Genomic DNA, 22,257 nt, shown 5'->3' with positions numbered 1-22,257 from the left:
ACGATGATTCGCTCGCGGGGATGGCCGGGGGCGGCTTGCAATCCGCTGATCCCGGCTGACTCCCGCGACGGAGTGTCACACAACAAGCACTTACGCAGACTTTGAGGAATTCGCCTTCGCGAACGCCTCGCGGGGGTCGTAGATTTCCCCCTCCTGTTCGCTGCCGGAAGCCGCTCGGAATGGCTTGTCGCTCTTCTGATCGGCGACACGGCTGTTCAACGGCTCAATACCGCTGGCGGCGAATGCGTCGAGCTTTTGCTTCATCGCATCGCGTTCAGCGGTCAACGCCGTGATGTGCAGTCCTTGAGCAGCTTCGAAACTGACAGCGTCGAGGAAGTACTTCGAACCGGCCTCATGGCCGAATGCTTTGCAGAACTTGGCCAGTTCCTTTTTCGTCGGGTCAGACTGCTTGGTTTCTTTCGAGTCCTTGCCGTCCTCGTCGTCCGATTCTTCCATCGGTTCTTCGTCGTCGACGGGTTCGTCATCGGCCTTCGTTTCGTCATCGTCGTCGGGTTCGGCGTCCCCTTCTGGTGGCTTGCCTTCGGGCTTTGCGTCCCCGGGCTTGGATTCATCCGGTTTCTTTTCGTCCTTTGGATCTTCCACCGCCGACAGCTTCTTTCCCTTCCCCTTCACGGATGGCATCGTGCCTTCTCCTTCTGAGTCGGCTTCGCCGACGGTCAACCCGGCGCGTGCCAGGTACTTCGAAACGAAACTCTTGACGCGGTCCGGATGCACATCGGCACCCAGCGCCGAGAGCGCAGGCAACTCGGTCGATCGACCGAGCACGAAATCGAGCAATCGGACACCGTCCTGCAGGAACGCGTGTTCGCGATGGAACAAACCATTCGGATTCGCGGCGGGCTCGTCGACGACGTCCGCGGCGGACAATTGACTGATCCGGGCGTGACGATAGTTCTCAACGTTGAGCGGATCCGGCGACACAAACTGAGAACGAGTTTCGACGACGTTGCCGTCTTCGTCTGTGAGCTCGGTTTCCTGCATGTTCTCGGCGCGGAACAGTTCTTCCGCTTCCCAGTCATGCTGAAACACGATCGAGGTCCCGAAGTTCGCGGGGTCTTCTTCCGCGAGCGTCATCACATAATCGGCGAGGTTGCCATCGGGCGCGGCGTGTGCGGCGCCGTAGAAATGCAGGTCACCGTAGACCTGATCACCGAGCAGCTTCAGATTCTCAATCGTCCCGAGCGCTTTGCCCATTCCATCGTTGCACAAATCGGGATGCATGAAACGAGACTTCAGCAGCCGTGGACCGTCAGTCGGCGACAAATCAACGATTTGTTGCAACATGACGTTGTCGACCCACATGCAGTGCCCGAGCGCTTCCCCTCGCGAGCACAGCGACACGCCATAGATCACGCCGGCGGAATACCGACCGCCTTCACGGTCGATGCGCGACGACGCAGACTTGTCGGTCGACTTCTCGAATCGATCGACCTTCGGAGCGTTCTTGAGCGCGGCCTTTTTCATGCTGGCTGGCCTCCATTCTGCTGTGCGGACGACATATCGACCGGCATGAACTGCATCACTTTCGGATCCAACTGGATGCCGTTCTTCTTCAGGAAGTCTTGTTGTTCCTTCAGCCGCAACATGTCCCGGTACCAGTCGCCGCCCGTGCGCTCGAGGTACACGTCTTCCCACGTCTTCAGACCGGCCTGAATGGCCTGAATGTCCGCATTGATTTCCTGACTTGGATTCCAGTACGGCGTGCCCGCATGCGTCCACCGGAACGGGATCCGCTTGATGTCACCATTTGCTGGCAGCCGCAAACGGCCTTGTGCGATCCACTGCGTGATCTTCCACAAAGTGATCGGTCGTAACACGTTGTGCACGAGGTTTTGCCGCTTCGTCTTGCACGATTCCAAGTACATCGTGAGAGCGGCCTTCTGGCCAAAAAAGTTGGTCAGCGACTCGTCATAGAAGCAAAGCGGAATGTCCAACGCCTTCAATGCAAAACCGATTGCCGATTTGAAGAATTCGAAGGTCTGTGTCGAAGGCGAATCGTCTGTCAGGAATTTGGCGTCTTCCCCGGGCTCAAGTTCCAGCTTGAATGGCCCCTTTCCGAACTCCACGTCATACCGGGGTTCCGACTCACACGATTCACCGGTTTCATCATCGCTATCGTCGCCGAAATCGCTGGGCGCTCCGCGTTCGATCCCGTCGAGCGATTTACTCGAGATGATCATCGCGAACGCCGTACGGAGTTTGGCGGTTGCTTTGGTCAAACCAGCCCACTCGTAGGTATCAATGAAATCATTCATTCCGGCGGCCACCAGGCCGATACCACGGACCTGATCAGCGCGTTCGTTCGGAAAATAGTTGTGAAGGATGACGGACGCCGCGGGAATGATCTGCGGATTTGAATAGCCGCCCCAAGGGTTGCGGTCCCAAATCTTGTAACCCGTCGCCCGGCCATTCTTATTCATCACAACGCCGTGCACTTCGCGGCCGTCGGCGGAGACACCGAGTTCACTGGCCAGACGATCGGATTCAATCTGTTGAATCGTGCCATCTGCGATCGGGCACAAAAGATGATCACCGTCGAGAGCGGCGCGGGCTTCCGTCATTCGCACGATACGAGGAAACGTGTGACGTCCGGTGATGTCGCACAGGTTTTTGTCACACGACCACTCTTCCATCAAGTCTTGCAACTCGTAGTCGAAGGTCGTTTTCGTCTGACAACTGAACGTGTGACGCGCGACGAAGTCCAGATGTTTGCCAATCGCCCATCGAGCGATCGCAAAATTCCGCATCATGTCCCGCGCTTGTGAAACAAGCTGGCGTCGCTGAGACGTGAAGAGTTCGACGTCTTCTGAACGGGTCGTCGGGTTTGCCTGTCGCCGTCGCGTCGTGTCTTCAACGGCGTCATACCCGAATGACGATTGTTGACTGGATTGGTTCCAGCCCACGTTCAAAGATGTCCCCGCGAAATCCATCAAAACAACCTCGAAATGTTGATGGATGTGAGCCGCCGCTTTCGCAGCCGCTGGTTGTCGTCTTCGCGGATCAACTGATTGAGTTCGGAGCGCAACGCGTCGAGGTCATATGTGAACGTCGTGCCGTCAACGGTCGACGAAGTCAGACCAGACTGCAGGACTTTCCGAATCTCTTTGATCCGCTGAGAGTTGTCAGCCATTTACTGGAGACCTGGCAGTGAAGATCGGTCGCGTTCGCCGCAGGACGAATTTTCGATGCGGCGCAACGCGACCAGCGAGAGCGGATACTCGCGATGCCAGTTCAATCCGATCGTTCTCCGAAAATCATTCGGAACGATTCTCGAACGATCGATCGCGGCGCCATTGGTTGCACTTCAAACAACGACAGCCACGCCACACGACATGCGTGTACGGTTTCCCGTCGTGCTCGCCGACGATGGCTTGCTCGTTCTTGTCCACATAAGGCCCGCGTTCGGTCGATCCACAGGACGGGCACTTGCTCGGCGGTGCGTCCGCCTGCAGATACTCGCGATTCGGTGCGCCTTCAGGACGTCCGACTTTCTTCGTTTCGGATGTCGGCATGCTGGACGTGGCTTTCTTGGCCATGATGGAGAATCCCTTCACATACTGAGGTAAGTCGCCTTCTTCGTGCGACGTGGTTTTCGTTTCACAACCGTTTTCAGCCCGGCATCCCGTAGCGACACACCGCCAGCGACGTCGGCAAGCACGCAACACCCGACCGCGCCGTCAAACCATTCGTTATCCGGCCGATTCGGTTTCTCGTCCCAAAAGTCCATCGATCGACCACTCTTCTCATGCTTGAGCCGCGTGAACGATTCCGATGTCTGATGCACGCCGAACGTCGAATGCGTGTGGGCGTCCGTTCCCCACAGATAGAGAGCGCCCGGTTCGTCGGGTCGGTAGTCCTCTCCAAGTTTCGCGTTATAGGGCGATGCCGCCCGCCAGCGATTCATGAGGAACGTTTTCCAACTGTTCGTATCGATCCACGTAATGGATCCGCCCGGCGTCTTGCGGTCGCGCTTTTCGATCCAGTTGAGTCCGCGGCGAAGTTCGGTCTTTGGGTCGACCGGACGTTCGTTCAATGGCACGTCGGCGGGACGTAAGCCGATACCCATCGAACAACGCAAGATCGTCCGCCAGCGACGTGACGAAACGACCCAATTGCGGATTGGGCCAGATGAATCTCCGTCGGCCGCGTCCACAAATGCGTGTGTGATCTTGTAAACCCGCTTGTCAGAGTCCAGCCATTCGCGGCCGAGTACTTCATCACACAAATCCGACAGGCCTGCCCGCCATCGCGGTTCGCGATTGTTGTATTCGGCGTACTTGTCGGCCAGCTTGATTCGTAGGGACTTTTTGCTTGTGTCACGCGTGCCTTGGTCGGGCCATGCGCCGTAGTCGATCACGTATCCCGTGTAACTGGACGTCCATGCCGTGACGACGTACCAGAACGATTCGTCCTGAGTGTCGATGTACGCGGTCAGCGCGCGGACATTAGGCGGCACTTCGCGATGAGCCAGACCCGAGAGCTTGTGAATGACGTCGCCCGCTCTCAGTTGATCGGCCTCATTCCCTTCCGCCAGCGGTTCAGACTGGCATTCGCAGGCGAACACTTCCTGACCGTCGTCGATCAGATAGTTGTACGCATGTTGAATTGCGGAGTGTTCGTTTTCAGGGTCATAGCAACTGGCCCACGATACTTTGCAACCGGCATCCATCGCTTTCCGGTTCGCGAGATAGAACGCATTCGCCGCGGCGTGTGCTCGTTCTTGGTCATCAGGGTCAGACGGATCAAATGTGCGACGCAATCGGGCGTATTCCCCAAGCCACAGCGTTTCGTGAGCGGTTGCCCAATCTTTGACCATCTTGACCGTTTCACCCTGCCACCCGGGATACTGCAGCGGATCCCGTAAACGATCCATCAAGTCATTGCGCTCAATGATCGTGCCGTTGACCACGCAAGCGATGGTGGAAGAATGCCCGGCCAATTTCAAAATCGACTTGCTCAGGATCTTCAGTCGCTTTTTAACCTGATTCGGCGAAGCGGCTGAAGCGTCGGTCTGAAGATCGTCGCAAATCACCAAATCGGGACGCTGTTGTTTCTTTCCGCGTTTGCCGATGCCGCGAATCTGCGACGTGACCCCTCGCGTGACCACTGACGCACCGCTCGCAATGCTCCCCTCAATGGTGGGAAATACGATTCGATCTTTGGTCCAGCGAAGTCCGGTGAGTTTGCCTTGGTACGTCTGCGAAGCGCAACGCTGAACTTTTCCCTCGATCGCCTCAATCGCTTGGCAGACTTCAGGGAAGTCCTCGGCCAGCAATTCATTACCTTCAAGTTCGGCTTTGATCGCGTCCAAAAGTTCTTTACCGGCATCACGCGACGCACCGACGAGCACGATCAGGCGGCGGTACCCGTACAACATGGCCCAGAGACAGGAATTGACCGAAATCGTAGTCTTGGCAAAACCTCGATAGACCAAGTTGAATGACCGTCCACCGGTCCGGATGGCTCGTTCAAGTCGCCGGATGACGCGCTTATGGTCGTCTGAGAACGGTGATAGGCCAGTCGTTTCCGGAAAGTAGACTGCCAAAAACTTGGCCAGCGATTTCTTACAGGCTGCCTTCCGTTTTGGATCCGCGACCGGTTCCAGTTCGCCCAGTTCGGCCTTTTTCTTGAAGTTCTCACGTGAGCGGGCCGCACATTGGTCGCTGTGACGTTGGGCGGCATCACGATCATCGCCACCGGGGGCGGCGGCGGTCTTCTTTTTGGCCATCCGTGGCCCCTGAATTGGAGTTGAGCGGCGACTACTCTGCCGAAACGATCGTTTTCGCGGGCTTAATGACCGCGTCGTCGTACGCATCGCGAATGATCAGGCCGAGTTCTTCGACCGTCGCCCGTTCGATCCGCTTTTCCTCGATCGCCGCGTTGATCGCAGCCAGATCGAGTTTCACTTCGATCGAAATCCAGTCCTTGGCCTGACCACCGAGTTCGCTTTGCTTCCGAGTGAGCAATCCGTTCGCGGCCGTGACAATGCCGGTCTTCTCGTCGATCGCGTCTAAGACCTTGGCCGCACTCGTTTCCTTGCCGACCATGACGACGCGCGGTTGCTGACGTAGTCCGAGCGTGCCGTGCAGTCGATCGACCGACTTTTTCTTGCCCTTGAAGTGAGACGCGATGTGTTTCGTGACCCACTTCGTCAACGGGCCCGTCAGAGTGGCGACGCGGTCCGCAAACGAGACTGTGACCGTCTGTTCGGGATCATCGGCGTACAGCGTGACGACCTTTTTCGCGTCGTACTCGTCTTTCAGTGCGTCGATTTTCTGTTTGGTGATCGCGTCCAATCTGGCTTGCTCATTCTGAAGCCAGGACAGTTCCGCCAATGCCAGATCGGCGTCGTCGATCGATTTGACGGAAATTTCCGATCCAAGATCTGTCGGGCGCGGCATAGGATCAACCCTGAACGAGGTTACGCCGGCGAGCGATCAAACGTCGTTTCTTCTGGGATCGACCGCGAAGCAACTGCCGTTTCTTCCGGACAGATCGTGCGTTCAATTCAGCGAAAAGCGACGAGAGCCAATGCATATCGGGCTTCCATGCCGGACAAGGAAAAGACAGAATCACCGCGTTCCTTCCATGGCTCGCGGTGACTCTCGGGTGGCGTCGACGCGGCATCAGACGTGCCGCGCAAAAGATTTGTCAAGAGCCTACGAAGGGAATCGAGCATGAGCCATTACCGCAAGGCGAGCGGTTTCGTCCATCGTGTGACCGTCGAAATCCCCCTGAAGGAATTCAAGCGACTTGAGCAACGAGCACGCGCCGAAGGGAAATCGATCAGCCAGTGTGCCTACGAACAACTCGGCCCCTGGCTCAAGACTCTACCGACCCAACCGCCGGCGGAAGCCGCCTGACATTTTGCGACGCATCGAGAGCAAGTTGGGCCGACGCTACTTTGGCGGCCTCTGCTGCATGCTCGCCTCCCCCTTCATTCTCGGGGGGGGTGTGGATCGCCAACTACGCGATCGATTTGATCGAGAATCGATCGCGAGGATCGGACATTCGCGCTCGCAGTGATCATTCCCACGCTCGAAGATTGTCAGTTCCGACGTATTCAATGAGCGGTGTCTGAATCAATACAATGGCGTTTGAAAGCGGAGCGCGTTGGCAGATGTAACGCGTTCCGTCAGGGTGCCTTATAGAAGCAGACAAGCAGATAAAACGAAAAAGCGGGGGGGGTGGGAGTTGAACCCCTTCGGGGCAAGCCGCGTCCTCCGGCGATTTTTAAGGCCGCTGTGCCTGCGAAGCACGGAACCCCCCGTCGCCTAGAACTCAGGGTTTATGCCCGGCACCACACACGAAAGCGAAACGGAAGTCCGTCTCGTCGTTTGATCATCTTGCCACTACGCCAATGGCGCACCGTCTGACAACTGATCCATCGCCAGCAACGGTTGACTGGCTTCTTCACCTTGCTATCCATTGTCCGTTCTCCATAGGCCGTGAAAACACGGCATTGAAAGAGCGGAACCGAAGCGTTATCCTCGCCTTTGACAAGTTGAGGGACTTCGGTTCCATCCCGTGACGACTCCGGTCGTCACGGTTGACGGTTATCAGTACCACCTGATTCCCGTCGAATCTGCGATCGCAAATGGTCGCCTTGCCCTGCCGGGGCGTTTGGATGCTATGCCGCGTCCCCGGCAGGACTGCTCTCCTCGCCACCACGCTGACGACCAGTTTCGCAGTGGCTCTCTGCTCTTCTCATGTACCACCTCCAGCTTTCTGTCGCTCACGATAGCGTCGTCGCACACACCACTCAATATCGCAATGCATGTTTTTTGAAATAAACGATAAAATACATGCTTGCGTCCTGGCTGTTGCGTGATAGTATCAATGCGTCGTTGTGTGGCATGTAATACGAATAGGAGATGACCGTGGACAATTCGGGGTCTGCTGATGCAGGTGTAAAAAGCAAGGGTGGAGCGGAAAAGGGCCGTCAGAAGCATCGCAGCCCCAATTATCCGCTATTTGACTTGGGAAAAGCCGTCCAACTTACGAAGGTGCTCTACGATGCGGACAAGACGCACAAAGTGCCAATCTTGGTTGCACACGAACGGTGGGGGTACACACGCGGTGGAACCGCTGGTAATCAGGCCGTAGCGGCAGTGAAGTCGTATGGGCTAATCAGTGTTGAGGGAAACGGGGACAGCCGCCAAATTGCTGTCTCAGATTCTGGACGGCGTATTGTCCTGAACGCTGCCGATCGTCCTGAACTTCTGAAGATAGCGGCGACTTCGCCCCCACTATTTGCGAGCCTGTGGAGCCGATATCACGGTAATGGGCTTCCGAGCACTGATGTTCTTCGCCATCATTTGATATTCGATCGTAATTTCAATGAAGACTTTGTCGATAACGCTGTTGACCGATTCATCTCGACAGTGGCCTTTGCGCAGCTCGAAGCAGGGGATACTATTGAGGGTGGAAATTCCGGCGTTGAGCATGAAATCAAAGTCGGCGATGTCGTGCAGTGGACGTCCAATGGCACAGACCAATTTAATCCACCGAAGAAGGTTGTTGGGTTCGATGAAAGCGGCGAATGGGCTTTTTTCGAAGACGGCAAATCTGGTGTTCCTGTGAGTGAATTGACGCTTTCGAATCCTCCCCAGAGCGGTGAAATTCCGCCATTGTCTTCACCCGGAGGGCGTCCATCTCCCCCAAACAATCCATTTCTTAAGCCATCACTACCAGAAATCAGCGACAAACCAGGATTCGTGACTGCGAATTATCCTCTCGATGAAGGATCTGCCACGCTTCAGTTGCCTGAAACTCTCAGCAAAGACAGTTTTCGTGATCTTGAATATTGGATTACGGGCATTCTGAATCGAGCTAAGCGCAAAGCCGGGATTGACGATTAACTTCCCTGCCGAAGAACTGACACAGAGCAACCCCGGATTAATGTCGGGGTTTGTTCATTTAGTGCGAGTTCACCCCACGGGTACGCATCACGTAGCGTCCGACGGAAGGCCTTCATGTCGCTCAATCCGACGCGGGCAATCACTTCAGCGATGATCGGACTCGCTTCATCCCGCCAAGTGAATCGTTCTGACATAGTTACACCCCCGCAAATTCAAGTTGCCGTGTTTTCTTGACGGAAACACCGGTTTCCACAAGCCATGCACAATTCGCGCTCACCAAAGCGGCGGCAACTTGGGGGCAGACGCTGTTGCCGCACATGCGGACTTGAGCATCCTTCGGCAAAGGTCGCACAGTTCCGCGACGGTTCGCCGCCGGAACGTCGATCTTGTAGGAATCGGGAAACCCTTGAGCTCGAAACAACTCGCGGGCGGTTAGCATTCGCATCCCGATATCAACGATTTCGTACTCGACTTCGTCCACCTTCACCACGCCCAAACGGTCGACGGTCGGAATGGTATGCACTGGTTGGTGACAGGCCTGATGCTGCCCGCCTTCCGAGTAATACTTCAGCAAGAACGCTTTGACGCAAGCATGATGCTGCCCACCAGCGACAACCGTCTTGAGCGGTGTTTCCGGTCGCCCTTCTCCGCCGCGCGTGTTGCTCGTGTAGGAATGACTGAGGAACGCCGCTTCGACGATTTGTTGTTGCGTGCCCCGCCCCGTGATCGTCGACAATGGCGTGTCGGCTCGGTGACCGATGACGCCCGTATTGTGTTGGGCCAAAAACGCCTGAACGACTGAGGTTTTGCCCTGCCCGGCTGGCATGACCGTCGGAACGGGACTTGTCACCGAACAACCGACGGATTTACCGAATTCACGGGAGAGAACCGGGGCGATGACCGCGTTTTGATCTTTTCGGCTGGCCGTGAGCGTATGCAACGGCTCGGACGCGGAGCGGTTCAAGCCGCCTTGCTGCGCATAAGTCATGACGGGAGCGACGAACCCAAATCGGTTTTGCGTGTCGGGTGTTCTGAGCGGTTCGCTCATCTCGATCGAACGGGAAGTACTGCCGTCAACTTTCTGGCCGTGATACGCGGTCAAGTACGGCGCAACCACACATTTGTCGTTTGAACCGGTGACCGTCCTTAAAGGCGTGTCCGCGTTCCACACGTTTGGACCGCGACCGGTCGTCGTGCTGTGTGCTGGTGAAGCGACAAACGGGGCGACCAACGCATCGCCTTTGCTGCCGGTGACAGTCGACATGGGATGGTCGAGGCCACGGCCGCGAAACCAGTCACCGCCATGATTGCAACACACGATGAACGGTCGAGGGTTGTCGATCACATATCGCTTCAAGCCGGCCGCGATGCGTTTCAGCGTGTTTTCTGCAAGGGGGCGTTTCACTCCGATCGCTTTGCCAACCTCGGACGACATGAAAATCGACGGGCACGACAAATCCCAATCAATGATTTCCGCAGCGGTTCGCCACGGCAGCAGTTTTCCAGAGACGACATCGGGCGTGCCGGGTTTACCATGCGTCGGGTTTGGCCAAACGATCTGTTGACCATCACAACGGGCGACGACGAACAGTCGCTTTCGAATGGTTGGTGATCCGAAGTCACAAGCCCGCAGTTCACGCCATTCGACGCGGTATCCAAGCCGCTCGAGCGAACGCACCCATTTCTTAAACGTCTTGCCACGACGCGCCGGGCAAGGAACGTCACCCCGCGGCGTTTTCACCAGCGGGCCCCATTGAGCAAACTCTTCGACGTTTTCCAGCATGATCACGCGCGGTCTGGTGGCTTTTGCCCAGTTGACGACAACCCACGCGAGGCCGCGAGATTTCTTACCCGCTTCGCGGATCGGTTTGCCGCCACGCGCTTTCGAATGGTGTGTGCAATCAGGGGAAAACCAAGCTAATCCGACCGGCTTGCCGCGTACGACAACCTGCGGATCCACTTCGAACACGTCTGTCGCGTAGTGTCTCGTGAATGGATGATTTGCCGCGTGCATGGCCAATGCTTCGGGGTCGTGATTGATCGCGACGTCGGGGGATCGATTGACCGCCATTTCAATGCCGGTCGAGGCCCCGCCGCCCCCAGCAAAGTTGTCAACGATCATCCATCGTTTGGAATGTAGGTGATTGACATGTAGCTTTCGCATCGATGACCCTGTCGAGCTTTCACAAAGGCCAGGGCGTCGCATCCTGCGTTACCCTGGCTATCAAGAACGAGCGCACCCAATACGCTCGGGGATCTTTCTGTGGATTCCATTTGGGTCACACGACGGCGACCATGTCCCCGAATTTGCCGAGTTTCAATGTTGTGCAAGACTTCACGACAAGGTTCGACTCATCACGGAACTCCTCACCATCAAACCGAAGATTGACAGCCCGGTTTTCTGCGACCTCTTCAGGTTCGAACCCAATTGCCTTGTCAGCAAATGCCACAGTGCGACAACCGTAGCCTTCCTCGTTTTGATTTGATCGCTCGAACGTGACTTCTTCCAACTCCACGCGTTTGTATGCCTTCGCATTCTCGGCTGGCTCGTCGGATTTGCGGATCAACCAACGATAAGGACTCGATCGGTCACGGTAGTTCGCAGAAACAACAAACATGATTTCTCCAAATGAGCAGACAATGAACACGCCCGAAACGATTCCGAAGCGATTGATATGGGACGCCGTCACGGAGTTCCGTAGAACACTGGAACGACTTTCGGCAATTCGACAGGCGCAAGCCCTTCGCCGGTTGGATCCGGCAAAGCGATCGTGCGAGAGTTGAGCGACGTTCGCAGCAAATCACCGAGATTCGACATCTCGCGGTCCAGTGCGTCTTCGATCTGGTTCGCCATGGGCAACAGCGCGAGTCGTCCGTTCGTCGGGTCCGTTTCCAGCTTGCAAACGATGGCTTGTCGACCTTGCAAAGCGGGGTCGGTAAAGAGTCGCATTCGCAAGACGACTTCTTCGGGAATCTGGATGTCGTCTAACGACTTCACTTCGGCGATGACGTCGCGTCCCAGCGATTCACGGTTTCTGGCGACCTGCGAAGCGACGCGGGTACCGCTGTCGAACTGCAAGCGTGTCAGAGCTTTCACCAGCGAATCCAGTGTCTTGTCATCAATGCAATCGGAGAGATTGATACGCAGCAACGACACGAATGCTTTATGTGGCAACCACGCCGAATCAGGTGACTCCGCGTACTTTTTCACAATTTTCAACTGCGGCGACTCGGACAAATTCACGAGTGCAGTCCCGCCCAACGTGAATCGCAAATTGTCTTCAACCAATCGCACGATCACGTTTTTCGCGTTGTAGTACACAACCGGATCCGCCTCCCATTTTCCGATCGCATGCTGCACGAACACCGGAATTTGATCGACCGACAGCAACTGGGAACTCCGTGGTGTTCTCCCTGGCTCAAATACTTCATACGTCGAATCCGGCTTCACGATGAACAACCGTTTGTCAGGATCGCCGGGGATATTGACAACATCGATCGAACCTTTTGCCTCTCGTGAGGACTCGACGAGGTCCTTGATTTGCTCGAATGTACGGGAGGGGATGTGTAATTCTGAAGTTTGCAATTCAAAAATCCTTTCGAAACCATTTGGACAATTGGAGGTGAAACAACGTCGTTTAACCTCAGCGACTATTCGTCGTGGTCATCAAGCAGCGATTGCTGGTCGATCGAGTCCGGAAAGTCCTGATTGAACTTGAAGCCGTTCATGTCGGCTTTCATTTGATAAGGCGTCGTCCGGAAAACGGGGATCTTCGCCTTGCACTCGACTTCGATGTTCGCGTGCGTGAATTCGCCGTGAGAATTCACGATGGGAGCCGCCGAGATTTCGAGAATGACTTTCCGCTTCGTCGTGTCATGCGGTCGATTCACGCAGTCCTGTGAGATGCGTTGCAACTGGTTTCGAATCAACACACCAAGTTCGCCATCGCCAAGGGCATGCAAACTTTCGAGATTCAAACCAATCAGTCGTACGGACATGAAAAACACTCCTTTCAACTTGTCGATTCATTGCTTCGAACCGTATGTAAAAACTCCAATACAATGCGGCGAACCTCTGGCGCTCGGTCCGTATGTTTCCATGTCGGATAAGCGCGTAGCCGATCGCGAACGTGGTCTGGAAAGCGATACCGATCGATCATCGCGGCAGTCGTCAACTCGTTGAGTTCTGGACCGAATTCGAGTTCGAGTTGACGTAACCGACGATCGCGCGTCCGCGAATCGTCGGAAGATTTCGACGTCGACGTCGCTGGATGAACCGGACCGTGATCGGGTTGCATCCAGAAACGTCGATCGTCGGGGGATTGCCCTGGCCGCAGATTGATCAGCCGTCGCCGAATCTTTCCAGCCTTCCAGAGCTTGGACTCGCTGGCGTACCGCAGTACGCCCAGCACGAGACCGGGGTCGACTTGGTTGTCCTTGAGACTCCGTAGAGGCTCAGAGGTTTCTCCAATGCCGATTTCCAACATCGCCTCCCCCACCGCCTGCCAGTCATCTTTGGGGGTGGGGGAGGGTTTTGATTTGGGTTCAGGAATGGGAACAGGGATAGGGATAGTAGAGAGCGGCTCTTGAGCGTCGACTGAACGGCTTTCGGGCGGTTCTTCAGCGGCCTTTGAGCGGGATTTGGACGGCTCTTGAGAGGTACTTGAGCGGCTCTTGAGCGGTTTTTCCGTCCAAGTTTGCTTGTGTTCGAACCATGAGGGATACGTTACCCACGCATAGATTGGCGAAAAGTTGTTCTTCTGTTCCCAGTGGAGCCACCCCTTCTCAACACACTTTCTTACGGTGTCTCTCAGGGCATCTTTCTGCAAACCAACACGCTCGATCAGAACCGATTGACGAAACCACGGGGCGCGTCGATATCTGGCCTTGTCTTCCGTCAACACAATGACGGTGAGCAGCCAACACGCGGCCGGTCCGAGTTCGACCGCCAGCGCTTCCCGTTCGATATCCCGCACAAAGTCATTCGCGAAAAACGGATCGCGAGTCGGATAAGACGCACCGAAGTCGAGACTTTGCGCGTGTTGGTCTTTTGATTGAGTCATGGAATCCGTTCCACTTGGAAGTATGTGTCAGAATGGAATCCAGCGGTCGGCGCAGTCTTTCGAACAGAAACTCAGACCGATTTCGATATCGTGCTCGTCGTTCCATTCGCGGTTGACGTTGTCCGTACGGAATCGCCGCAAAAACAAGAAAAGGCGTCCGCACTCAGTGCAGCGGTATCCAAACACCGAACAGATCAAAGTGTGAAGAAAGCCTCGGACCATGATCAAACCCCCGCCAGTGCCGAGAACGCGTCGGGGTCTGTACCGTCGAACGGGATTTCAATTTCCTTTTCCATCGCGGGTAATTCTTCGCGACGAATGTGCCAGTCGGCGGGGGCGGAAATTCCCAATCGCACCGAACCGGGGCCGATACGTACCACGCGAACGACAACGAGTTCGTTCACGATGATCGCTTCGCTAGTCTTCCGTGAGAGAACAAGCATGACATCCTTCCTTGAATGATCAGAGTGAAAACAAACGGATCGGACGCCTCTTCGGTTCGCTGGGAAACCACGTCCGATCCGCCCGGCGACAACAAGTCGTCGGAATGAGGGGAACGAGGCCCGGGTGTCTCACGCCCGAGCCTCGTCTGTCCAATCACGTGACTGGACAAGCTGCACGCTCACTGATCGATCGAATCGCCACGGTTTTCGGGGATCTCACGCAACGAACACGAATGCAAACCGGACATGACGATCACGCTAATAATTAGCATCGCCAAGCCAATCACGATTTCGTTCAGCACTTCGATCCGTACGAGCAACTGCTCCGTCATCCCGTGAAACATCGTGGCATCCTTTATTGCAGACGCGGCCGGGCCGTGCTTAAGAGCCCGGCCGCGTCCCAACGACAACAAGCCGTCGGGAAGTGATTCAAAAGTCCGGTCGGAAGTCCTATAAACCGACCGGACGTCCGCACGACAACGAGTCGAGCGGAAGGGATTCATTGATCACACCATGGCAGCGAGGTTCAACATGCCCTCGCGAAATGCTTGCGGTTGCGGCAGTCCGTAGACCGCTTCGAAAATTCTCTCTGACGGGTTGTCGTAATGGCCGAACACACCCGGTTCCAAATGCCCCGACAACCAATAGCCAGCCTGCCACACGACCGTGTTATGGCGCGTGACGGAGGTTTTTCTCATACTCTCGAACGTGCCGGACACGCCAGCCGCTGCAGTGATCCGCCGCCATGTTGAGTAGAACGCCGCTCCTTTGTTGAACCCGGGGAACAACAGTTCGGACGCGGACGTTCCCCGCACGGGACGTCGCAGGATGTCGTCAAGATGCCGAGCCGCGCATTCGTTGAGCGGGATCCGGTGAAGCTTTCCAGTTTTCTTGGCAACGAATACAAGCGAGCCGTATTGAAAGTTCTCGTCGTCTTCTTTCAGCCGCACGGCCGACTTCGGCAATGCAAACATGTCCCACGTTCGCGGCGCCGAGTTGAGCGCTAACGCGAGCGCCAGCCGCCACAGTCGGGGCTCATTCATGGGCGTGGTTCGAGCGAACTTTGAAGGCTGACGGCACGCGTCGACCTTCAGGTACAACTTACTCAGATCGTGCGGACTAAAAACGAATGGCAGTTTCTTCTGCACAGTCAGGGATTTCGGCCACTGGAAAAACGGCATCGCGCCGAGACCACCGAGATTCATTCGATCGGCGGGCCAGCACGGCGACATGATCACGTGCAAATCACGCATGATTCGATTGACGGTGGAATGTGAACGCTTTCCGGCCTTCTTTTTCTTCCCACGTCTAAACGGCGTGGACATCAACTTGTCGCGAAAATCACGAATCGTTTGCCGTCCAATCGTTCCGACGGGCGGGTTGTCAGTCAGATCGTTCCACAGATTGATCGTCGACCGGTATTCCAGCATCGTGTTTTCCGCTACCGGTTCCATGTCGGGAACGACCCGTGAATTCCAGATCTGTTCAAGAGTCAAATCGCTCAGCATTCTTGTATGCACTCCCGGTATCTGTTTTCCGCGCGAGGGGACTCGCATCGTGTTAGCCTCCGGGCTTTCATCCACTTCGACCACCCTCGGTGATCGCTCGTTCCTTCGTTACTGTTTCGTAATATTCAGTCGTCTCTCGCTCAGCATGAAAAGACGCGATGCCTAGACTTAAGGTCGATTGCGTGACAGACAAAGCGACTGTGTCGGACAAAACGGACATTACGATTCACTGCCGAAATGAGGCCGGGCGCTTTCGATCTAGCGGGCCTGCAGAAACGAAAAACGCCCGGCCTGTCTCACAGGTCGGGCGTCATGGAGCAACCGCCGTCAATGTGTGACGGCAGCAGTGTAAGGTCGACTTTACAGTTGTCAAGTCGACATGACAGCGATTTTTTCTAGTTCGGCTTCGAACTGCTCTTCGCTGAAGAAAATTGCCATTGGGTCTAGGCCCAACGAAACGGCGAGTCGCTCGCACGTTTGGATCTTCGGTTCAGCATCTTTGTTCATGATCGTGTTGATCGAAACACGGCTGATTCCCGCGAGGTTTGCGAGCTCATGCTGCTTGTATCCCATCGCTTCCAACCGCCGAAGATTCTTTCTGACGCGGTCTTCGATGATCATGTTATCCATTCCTTCAATATAGAACCTCGCGTCAATAACTCAACGCGAATCGCGTAGTCTTTTTCTGAGGCTCGAACCCAGCAGGCCAAGTTCGAAAGTTTTCGTCTACCTGCCGCGATGTTTGATGCGGTCTTGTTCTTGGTACCAATCACCACTAGGAGTCGGTCGCATGATCTTCGTCCCAAGCCACAAGAGCGCGAGCACGAACAGACCAGCGATCGTCCACTTGAGTCTGAACTCAATCACCTTCCACGTGAGCTTCGGAGCTTGTTTCGGAATGGGCGGCGGTGTCATGACTCGACGTCCAAAAGGGAAAGGTCCGCTACCGGATTGGGTATCCGGTAGCGGACCCAATAAAAGTCCCTAGGCATATGTGAAGCGAGGTCGACGGGGCTCGAACCCGCAACCACCGGATCGACAGTCCGGTACTCTAACCAATTGAGCTACGACCCCTCACTTATCATTTTCGACACCGGCACTGAGTGCGGCGGTGTGGACGGATTCTAACATGCGACTCCGTGTCGTCAAGTTTGTCGGGCCATGTTTCGTCGAACACTGACGCTGGGAATTTCATTACCGCTGGCAACTTCCAATTGTGCCATTTGTAGCGCAAAAATGGCCGAATTGACGTTTGAAATCATCCTGATGATCGCGCAATTGCGATCTTGGCGAAAGTGGAGCCCGGTCGTCGGGGCGACTTCTACTCTGAAAGAACCTCTGTAATGAAGAATCCCGGTGAGAAAATCGGTTCCATGACACGGAAACAGGTGCGTGCCGTTGATGAGCGCGCTATGAAAGAATTTGGCATGCTCGGGCTCGTCCTGATGGAAAATGCCGGTCGGAATTGTGCCGAACTTCTGATTTCGCTGGGAATTACAGGCCGCGTTGTTGTCTGCTGCGGGAAGGGAAACAACGGAGGTGATGGATTCGTAATTTCCCGGCATTTGGAGAATTCGGGGGTTGATGTGCGCGTACTGATGTGTGTGCCCCCGGAAACGCTCTCGGGCGACGCGGCTACGAATTTCCAGATCATTCAGCGTGCCGGGACACCCATCGTCGTTCCCCCCTTTGGCTGGCAGGCGGAATTAGCATCGGCAGAATGGATTGTCGACTCGTTGCTGGGAACAGGAACGCAAGGAGCCGTGCGCGAACCATTCGTTTCCGCGATCAACGCGATCAACGAAGCCCGTCGCAGGGTGCTGGCAGTCGACTTGCCGTCGGGACTCGACTGTGACACCGGACAGCCGCTCGGCTGTTGTGTTCGGGCGGAGCATACCGCGACATTTGTCGCGCGAAAGCGAGGATTTGATGCCGAACGGGCTTCGGATTGGACCGGATCCATCCACGTGCTCGATATCGGAGTGCCTCGCTTTTTGGTGGAACGAATCTCTTACGAGTGAATTTCTTCGCTGCCATTTGGCCGACGGAGATCGTCGTCAGGGGCAGTGCGAGAGTCTTGCCTCAGTCTTAACCTAAAGTGTCGCCAACTGACACTTTGCGGCCTCGCAGAAAATCTGCGGCCGGCATGGGACGTTTGCCGTCAGGTTGCAATGTCAGGAGTTGAACGGCGTTTTCACCGCAGCGAATAGTCAGTGTCTCTGGCGTGACGGCGATGACAGTTCCTGGTGGTGAATTTGTAGAATATGTCTCGGCGTCGCCTTGTGGGAGAACGGCCAGAATCTGCAGGCGCAGCGGAGGCTTTCCCGGCTGATGCAGGTGGCTGAACGGTCCGGGCCACGGTTGCATGCCGCGAACATGTCGCTCAACCTCGATCGCAGACTTTGTCCAGGGGATCAGTCCGTCTGATTTGGACAGTTTTCGGACATGTGTGGCCAGAGATTCGTCTTGGGAGACTCGTTCGACTGTCCCGGTCTCAATTTCATTGATCACACGTTGCGTCAATGGAATCGCCAGTTCCGCTAGACGTTGTTCAAGTTCGCCGGTTGTTTCATTGGATTTGACCGGGATGATGGCCTTGCCCAGCATGGGACCTGCATCCAGCTTTTGCACGATCTCGATGATCGTCACGCCCGCATCTTGGTCACCATTGAGCACCGCCGCGTGAATGGGTGTTGCCCCGCGATACTTTGGCAGCAACGAAGCATGAATGTTGATTGTGCCCAGGCGAGGAACGGCAAGAACCGCGTTTGAGAGGATTTGTCCGTAGGCCGCAACCACAAACAAGTCAGCCTGAGTTTGCTGAAGTGCTTGGACGCTTTCTGGAGTCTTAATGGAAACGGGCTGCAATACGCTTAATCCACGCGCGTTGGCAAGCTCCTTGAGTGGATTTAGATGTTGATGGTGGCCTCGGCCAGTGCGATCGGGTTGGGTGACCAGTCCCACGACTTCGTGTTCGTGCGAATCGCACAACGCTTGAAACGCAGGCAGCGCCAAGGGGCCCGTTCCCAGAAACAACAGACGCAGCGCCACGATGGACGTCCTTTGCTCATCGAGAGCGGTCAACGAGGGGATTCAATTGCGTGATGAAATCCTGCCTGGCGAAATCGCAATCTGCTTCAGGACTTTGAATTCTCGGAAGGCGGTTTGGGTTCGAGCTTCAGGAGTTCGCGTTTGATCAGTTCGTCGGAAGGGAATCGACCTTCTGACTGCCAGCGGCGAAACTGTGTTTCGAAATCACCGATGACCGGTTCCAGTTCCCGCCGCGCCGTCTCGGTCATCCGGTCAGTGAAGAGGATGCCATCCAGGTGATCGGTCTCATGTTGCACAGCCCGTGCGGCCAGATCATCGAGAGAGTATTCGATGCATTCGCCGTTCAAGTCAAACGCTTCGATGACGACTTTTGCGGCACGTTTTACGGGCCCATACATACCCGGGAAGCTCAGGCAGCCTTCTTCACCTTCCGTCGTTCCCTTGCGCTTCAGGATTTCCGGATTGATGAAGACAATTTCTTCGTCTTTTTCCTCGGGGTCGGCTGTTAGATTCAGGACGAACAGGCGATATGGCAATCCAACCTGGTTTGCGGCCAGTCCGATTCCTTTCGCCGTGTACATCAGACTGAACATTTCAGCCACGATGCGCCTCAAGTCATCGTTGATCTCGAGGATTGGCTTCGATTTCCAGCGCAAAGCCGGATGACAGTAGGGCAGGACTTCCATGGGGTTTCGGGCCAGATATTTCAAGAATAAAGAGTTTGTCGAATGATTATAGGGCGATGGCGAAGCATGGTCGAGCCACCTCGGAGGGTTGCGACGAACCTTGCTTGGGTCTATCGCGAATCCGGTTCGGTGATGCTGGCTAGCGAATCCCGATGTGAATGCCGTGCCGTGAAGCCACTTCTTGGCACGGATTTCGAGGTTCTCTCTTTTGTTTCGCAGGATTTCGCTAAGATTCGCCCTGATTGTGTTTTTCCGTTTCGTCGCCGCGAGGACCTGTTTCTGATGGCCGTGTTGTTGCAAATTAAGAATGCTACGAAAAGCTATGGCGATCAGGTGTTGCTCGACAACGCCGAAGCGACGCTCTCGGAAGATGTGAAAGTGGGATTTGTTGGTCGCAACGGAGCGGGAAAGAGTACCTTGCTTCGCATTTTGCTGGGCGAGGAAGAGCTCGACACGGGCGAAGTCTTCCGGCATCCCAAGTTGCGAATCGGCTATCTGCGACAGCATGACCCTTTCTTGCCGGGCGAAACGGCGCAAGAGTTTCTCATGCGCGACAGCGGGCAGCCCGATTGGAAGTGCGGGGAAGTTGCTGGTCAGTTTGAGCTGAAAGGCGATTACCTGGATGGTCCGATTGCCAAGCTTTCGGGGGGATGGCAGACACGCGTGAAGCTGGCCGCCCTGCTCTTGCACGAACCGAATCTGCTGTTGCTGGACGAACCAACAAACTTCCTCGACTTGCGAACCCAGATTCTGCTGGAGCACTTTCTGCGGAGCTATCGCGAAGGCTGCTTGATTGTGTCACACGATCGGGGCTTTCTGGGCGCAACGTGTACCCACACGTTGGATCTGTCGCGTGGCAAACTGACGATGTTTCCAGGAAAGATCGACGCATTCCTGGAGTATCAGCGTGAACAGCGCGAGATGACCGAACGCGCGAATTCGGCGGTTTTGGCCAAGCGAAAGCACCTGGAAACGTTTATCGCCAAGAACAAAGCCCGCGCCAGTACCGCCACACAAGCGCGTTCCAAGAGCAAGCAACTCGAACGGCTGGAAGTGGCAGAGATCGAGGTTGACGATCCGACGGCTCGTATTCGTGCTCCGCAGGTCGAACCCCGACAGGGGCCTGCTCTGCGAGCGATGAATCTGAGCATCGGGTATCCCGAACGGACCATTGCGAGTGGCATCGATCTCGAAATCGAACACGGTTCACGGGCCGCGATCGTGGGAGACAACGGCCAGGGGAAGACAACCTTCTTGCGGACGATCGTCGATTCATTGAAGCCCGTCACCGGCGAAGTGCGGTGGGGATATGGCTGCCAGTACGGTGTCTATGCCCAGCATGTTTACACCAGTTTGTCGGATAAGCAGACGGTGCTTGAGTATCTCGAGTCGAATGCGGCGAAGGGAACGAAAGCGCAGGAAATCTTGAGTGTCGCGGGGGCGCTATTGTTCCGGGACGACCATGTTCAAAAGAAGATCTCGGTCTTGTCTGGGGGTGAGAGAGCACGGTTGTGTATGGCCGGGTTGCTGCTGAGCCCATACAACATTTTGATCCTCGACGAACCCGGGAACCATCTGGATGTTGATACGGTTGAAGCGTTGGCCGAGTCGCTGGTGGCGTACAAAGGAACGGTGATTTTCACCAGCCACGATCGCCATTTCATGAAACGCGTGGCGACGAACATCATTGAAGTGCGCGACGGTCGTGTGAATAACTACGCCGGCAACTACGATGCGTACTTGTACTACGTCAACAAGGAAATTGATGACGGTGAGCGTGAAGAAGTGGCGCGCCGAGCGAAAGCGCCGCAGGCATCCAAGCCGACCGATACCGCAAAACCGGTGGCCGCAGTGAAGACGGCGCGACGGAATGAGCGGGAAATCCGCAAGGAGATTTCGACGATCGAAAAGACGATCGCTCGCCTGGACGATCAGAAGAAGCAATCGAATGCAAAATTGATGCAGTCGACTGATGCGAAGGAATCATTGCGGCTTCACAACGAAGTCGAATCGCTGGCGACGGAACTGGCCGCGGCCGAAGACCGCTGGTGTCAGTTGCAGGAGGAACTCGGCGAGGACCTGGTTTGACAGGGTTTTGCTGATGAGTTTTGCCACGATCTATGTTCCCACATGAGATCGTGGCAAAACATGAATCGAGACGTTGGCGATTCTCGCTCCGCGGATGCGACGTTCATGAGTACATCTGACCGAACCCGGTCGGTTCGAATGCATTCATGTAGTGTTGAATCTGAGGAGCATCGCCGTCTCTGGGCCAGATGACAGCGATCACATCGAACCGTGCGCGCCGATTCAGCCAGCGTTTTCGTTTTAGAAAGGCGAGCGCAGACCGCGTCATTCGGCCTTGCTTCGCGGTCGTGATGGCCTCGGTGGGATGCCCGAAGCCCGCTGAGGCGCGTGTTTTGACTTCCGCGAAGACGATTGTATCGCGGTCGATGGCGATCAGGTCAATCTCGCCATAACGCTCGCGCCATTGGCGATGCAGGATCTTGTAACCCAGATGCTCAAGAAATCTCGCGGCTTCGATTTCGCCGCGATTGCCCAATTCTTTTTTTGCACCGCGCGCGGCGCTCAGCAGCGTCGTAAACCAACCAAACATGGTGGCG

At 55.7% G+C, this 22,257-nt stretch carries 22 protein-coding genes and 1 tRNA gene; 4 read left to right on the top strand and 19 right to left on the bottom strand.

Annotated elements, in window-relative coordinates:
* Positions 1–90: 90 nt before the first annotated feature.
* From OSO_RS51020 to OSO_RS0127925, 6 genes are all read right to left on the bottom strand, one after another.
* Positions 91–1,485: a hypothetical protein gene (locus OSO_RS51020; protein WP_010586297.1), complete on the bottom strand. Its 1,395-nt coding sequence runs from the start codon at positions 1,483–1,485 to the stop codon at positions 91–93.
* Complete coding sequence (locus OSO_RS0127950) at positions 1,482–2,951, bottom strand: phage portal protein (protein ID WP_010586296.1); 1,470 nt, start codon at positions 2,949–2,951, stop codon at positions 1,482–1,484. The genes OSO_RS51020 and OSO_RS0127950 overlap by 4 nt, the downstream gene beginning before the upstream one ends.
* On the bottom strand, positions 2,951–3,151 hold the full coding sequence (locus OSO_RS0127945) for a hypothetical protein (RefSeq protein WP_010586295.1): 201 nt from the start codon (positions 3,149–3,151) through the stop codon (positions 2,951–2,953). Before OSO_RS0127945 ends, OSO_RS0127950 begins: the two co-directional genes overlap by 1 nt.
* A gap of 124 nt (positions 3,152–3,275) precedes the next feature.
* A complete protein-coding gene (locus tag OSO_RS0127935) occupies positions 3,276–3,557 on the bottom strand; it encodes a hypothetical protein (RefSeq protein WP_010586294.1) in 282 nt (93 codons plus the stop codon).
* A gap of 14 nt (positions 3,558–3,571) precedes the next feature.
* On the bottom strand, positions 3,572–5,749 hold the full coding sequence (locus OSO_RS0127930; RefSeq protein ID WP_010586293.1) for a terminase gpA endonuclease subunit: 2,178 nt from the start codon (positions 5,747–5,749) through the stop codon (positions 3,572–3,574).
* Positions 5,750–5,780: 31 nt separating this feature from the next.
* Positions 5,781–6,422 (bottom strand): host-nuclease inhibitor Gam family protein, encoded by a 642-nt coding sequence (locus OSO_RS0127925; RefSeq protein ID WP_010586292.1) that lies wholly within the window; start codon positions 6,420–6,422, stop codon positions 5,781–5,783.
* A gap of 276 nt (positions 6,423–6,698) precedes the next feature.
* On the opposite strand from OSO_RS0127925, the gene OSO_RS0127915 reads away from it, so the two are divergent.
* Together OSO_RS0127915 and OSO_RS0127905 are read left to right on the top strand one after the other, a co-directional pair.
* Positions 6,699–6,884: a ribbon-helix-helix protein, CopG family gene (locus tag OSO_RS0127915; protein WP_010586291.1), complete on the top strand. Its 186-nt coding sequence runs from the start codon at positions 6,699–6,701 to the stop codon at positions 6,882–6,884.
* Positions 6,885–8,132: 1,248 nt separating this feature from the next.
* Complete coding sequence (locus OSO_RS0127905; RefSeq protein WP_157605488.1) at positions 8,133–8,882, top strand: hypothetical protein; 750 nt, start codon at positions 8,133–8,135, stop codon at positions 8,880–8,882.
* A gap of 196 nt (positions 8,883–9,078) precedes the next feature.
* Here the strand turns inward: OSO_RS0127905 and OSO_RS45435 are convergent, their stop codons facing one another.
* From OSO_RS45435 to OSO_RS0127840, 10 genes are all read right to left on the bottom strand, one after another.
* The gene (locus tag OSO_RS45435; RefSeq protein ID WP_050986204.1) at positions 9,079–11,046 is read right to left on the bottom strand and encodes a DNA cytosine methyltransferase; all 1,968 of its coding nucleotides are present in this window, start codon (positions 11,044–11,046) and stop codon (positions 9,079–9,081) included.
* Positions 11,047–11,161: 115 nt separating this feature from the next.
* Positions 11,162–11,500 carry a hypothetical protein gene (locus OSO_RS0127890; RefSeq protein WP_157605487.1) on the bottom strand — a complete coding sequence of 113 codons (339 nt, stop codon included), beginning with the start codon at positions 11,498–11,500 and terminating at the stop codon, positions 11,162–11,164.
* A gap of 68 nt (positions 11,501–11,568) precedes the next feature.
* On the bottom strand, positions 11,569–12,468 hold the full coding sequence (locus tag OSO_RS0127885; protein ID WP_010586286.1) for a hypothetical protein: 900 nt from the start codon (positions 12,466–12,468) through the stop codon (positions 11,569–11,571).
* A 65-nt stretch (positions 12,469–12,533) separates the two neighbouring features.
* Positions 12,534–12,881, bottom strand: coding sequence for a hypothetical protein (locus OSO_RS0127880; protein WP_010586285.1), 348 nt, complete (start codon positions 12,879–12,881; stop codon positions 12,534–12,536).
* Positions 12,882–12,895: 14 nt separating this feature from the next.
* Positions 12,896–13,945 carry a hypothetical protein gene (locus OSO_RS0127875; RefSeq protein WP_010586284.1) on the bottom strand — a complete coding sequence of 350 codons (1,050 nt, stop codon included), beginning with the start codon at positions 13,943–13,945 and terminating at the stop codon, positions 12,896–12,898.
* A 224-nt stretch (positions 13,946–14,169) separates the two neighbouring features.
* Positions 14,170–14,388 carry a carbon storage regulator gene (locus OSO_RS0127865; RefSeq protein WP_010586282.1) on the bottom strand — a complete coding sequence of 73 codons (219 nt, stop codon included), beginning with the start codon at positions 14,386–14,388 and terminating at the stop codon, positions 14,170–14,172.
* A 179-nt stretch (positions 14,389–14,567) separates the two neighbouring features.
* A complete protein-coding gene (locus tag OSO_RS51015; RefSeq protein WP_157605486.1) occupies positions 14,568–14,732 on the bottom strand; it encodes a hypothetical protein in 165 nt (54 codons plus the stop codon).
* Positions 14,733–14,894: 162 nt separating this feature from the next.
* Positions 14,895–15,944 (bottom strand): site-specific integrase, encoded by a 1,050-nt coding sequence (locus OSO_RS0127855; RefSeq protein ID WP_157605485.1) that lies wholly within the window; start codon positions 15,942–15,944, stop codon positions 14,895–14,897.
* 321 nt (positions 15,945–16,265) lie between these two features.
* The gene (locus OSO_RS0127850; RefSeq protein WP_010586280.1) at positions 16,266–16,517 is read right to left on the bottom strand and encodes a helix-turn-helix transcriptional regulator; all 252 of its coding nucleotides are present in this window, start codon (positions 16,515–16,517) and stop codon (positions 16,266–16,268) included.
* Positions 16,518–16,896: 379 nt separating this feature from the next.
* Positions 16,897–16,970 (bottom strand) — tRNA-Asp (locus OSO_RS0127840).
* A 299-nt stretch (positions 16,971–17,269) separates the two neighbouring features.
* On the opposite strand from OSO_RS0127840, the gene OSO_RS0127830 reads away from it, so the two are divergent.
* Positions 17,270–17,917, top strand: a complete 648-nt coding sequence (locus OSO_RS0127830; RefSeq protein ID WP_157605484.1) for an NAD(P)H-hydrate epimerase — start codon at positions 17,270–17,272, stop codon at positions 17,915–17,917.
* Between the two features lie 67 nt (positions 17,918–17,984).
* Here OSO_RS0127830 and fmt read toward each other — a convergent pair whose 3' ends face one another.
* The gene (gene fmt, locus OSO_RS0127825; RefSeq protein WP_010586276.1) at positions 17,985–18,947 is read right to left on the bottom strand and encodes a methionyl-tRNA formyltransferase; all 963 of its coding nucleotides are present in this window, start codon (positions 18,945–18,947) and stop codon (positions 17,985–17,987) included.
* An 86-nt stretch (positions 18,948–19,033) separates the two neighbouring features.
* The gene (gene def, locus OSO_RS45430; RefSeq protein WP_010586275.1) at positions 19,034–19,633 is read right to left on the bottom strand and encodes a peptide deformylase; all 600 of its coding nucleotides are present in this window, start codon (positions 19,631–19,633) and stop codon (positions 19,034–19,036) included.
* Between the two features lie 282 nt (positions 19,634–19,915).
* Between def and OSO_RS0127815 the strand changes: the two genes are divergently transcribed.
* Positions 19,916–21,721: an ABC-F family ATP-binding cassette domain-containing protein gene (locus tag OSO_RS0127815; protein ID WP_029247559.1), complete on the top strand. Its 1,806-nt coding sequence runs from the start codon at positions 19,916–19,918 to the stop codon at positions 21,719–21,721.
* 103 nt (positions 21,722–21,824) lie between these two features.
* Here the strand turns inward: OSO_RS0127815 and OSO_RS0127810 are convergent, their stop codons facing one another.
* Complete coding sequence (locus tag OSO_RS0127810) at positions 21,825–22,250, bottom strand: YraN family protein (protein WP_010586273.1); 426 nt, start codon at positions 22,248–22,250, stop codon at positions 21,825–21,827.
* Positions 22,251–22,257 lie beyond the last annotated feature (7 nt).

Origin of the sequence: Schlesneria paludicola DSM 18645 (assembly GCF_000255655.1) — a bacterium.
Taxonomy (GTDB): domain Bacteria; phylum Planctomycetota; class Planctomycetia; order Planctomycetales; family Planctomycetaceae; genus Schlesneria; species Schlesneria paludicola.
Note: the sequence above shows the minus strand (reverse complement) of the source record. Positions and strands in the feature narration are given on the sequence as shown.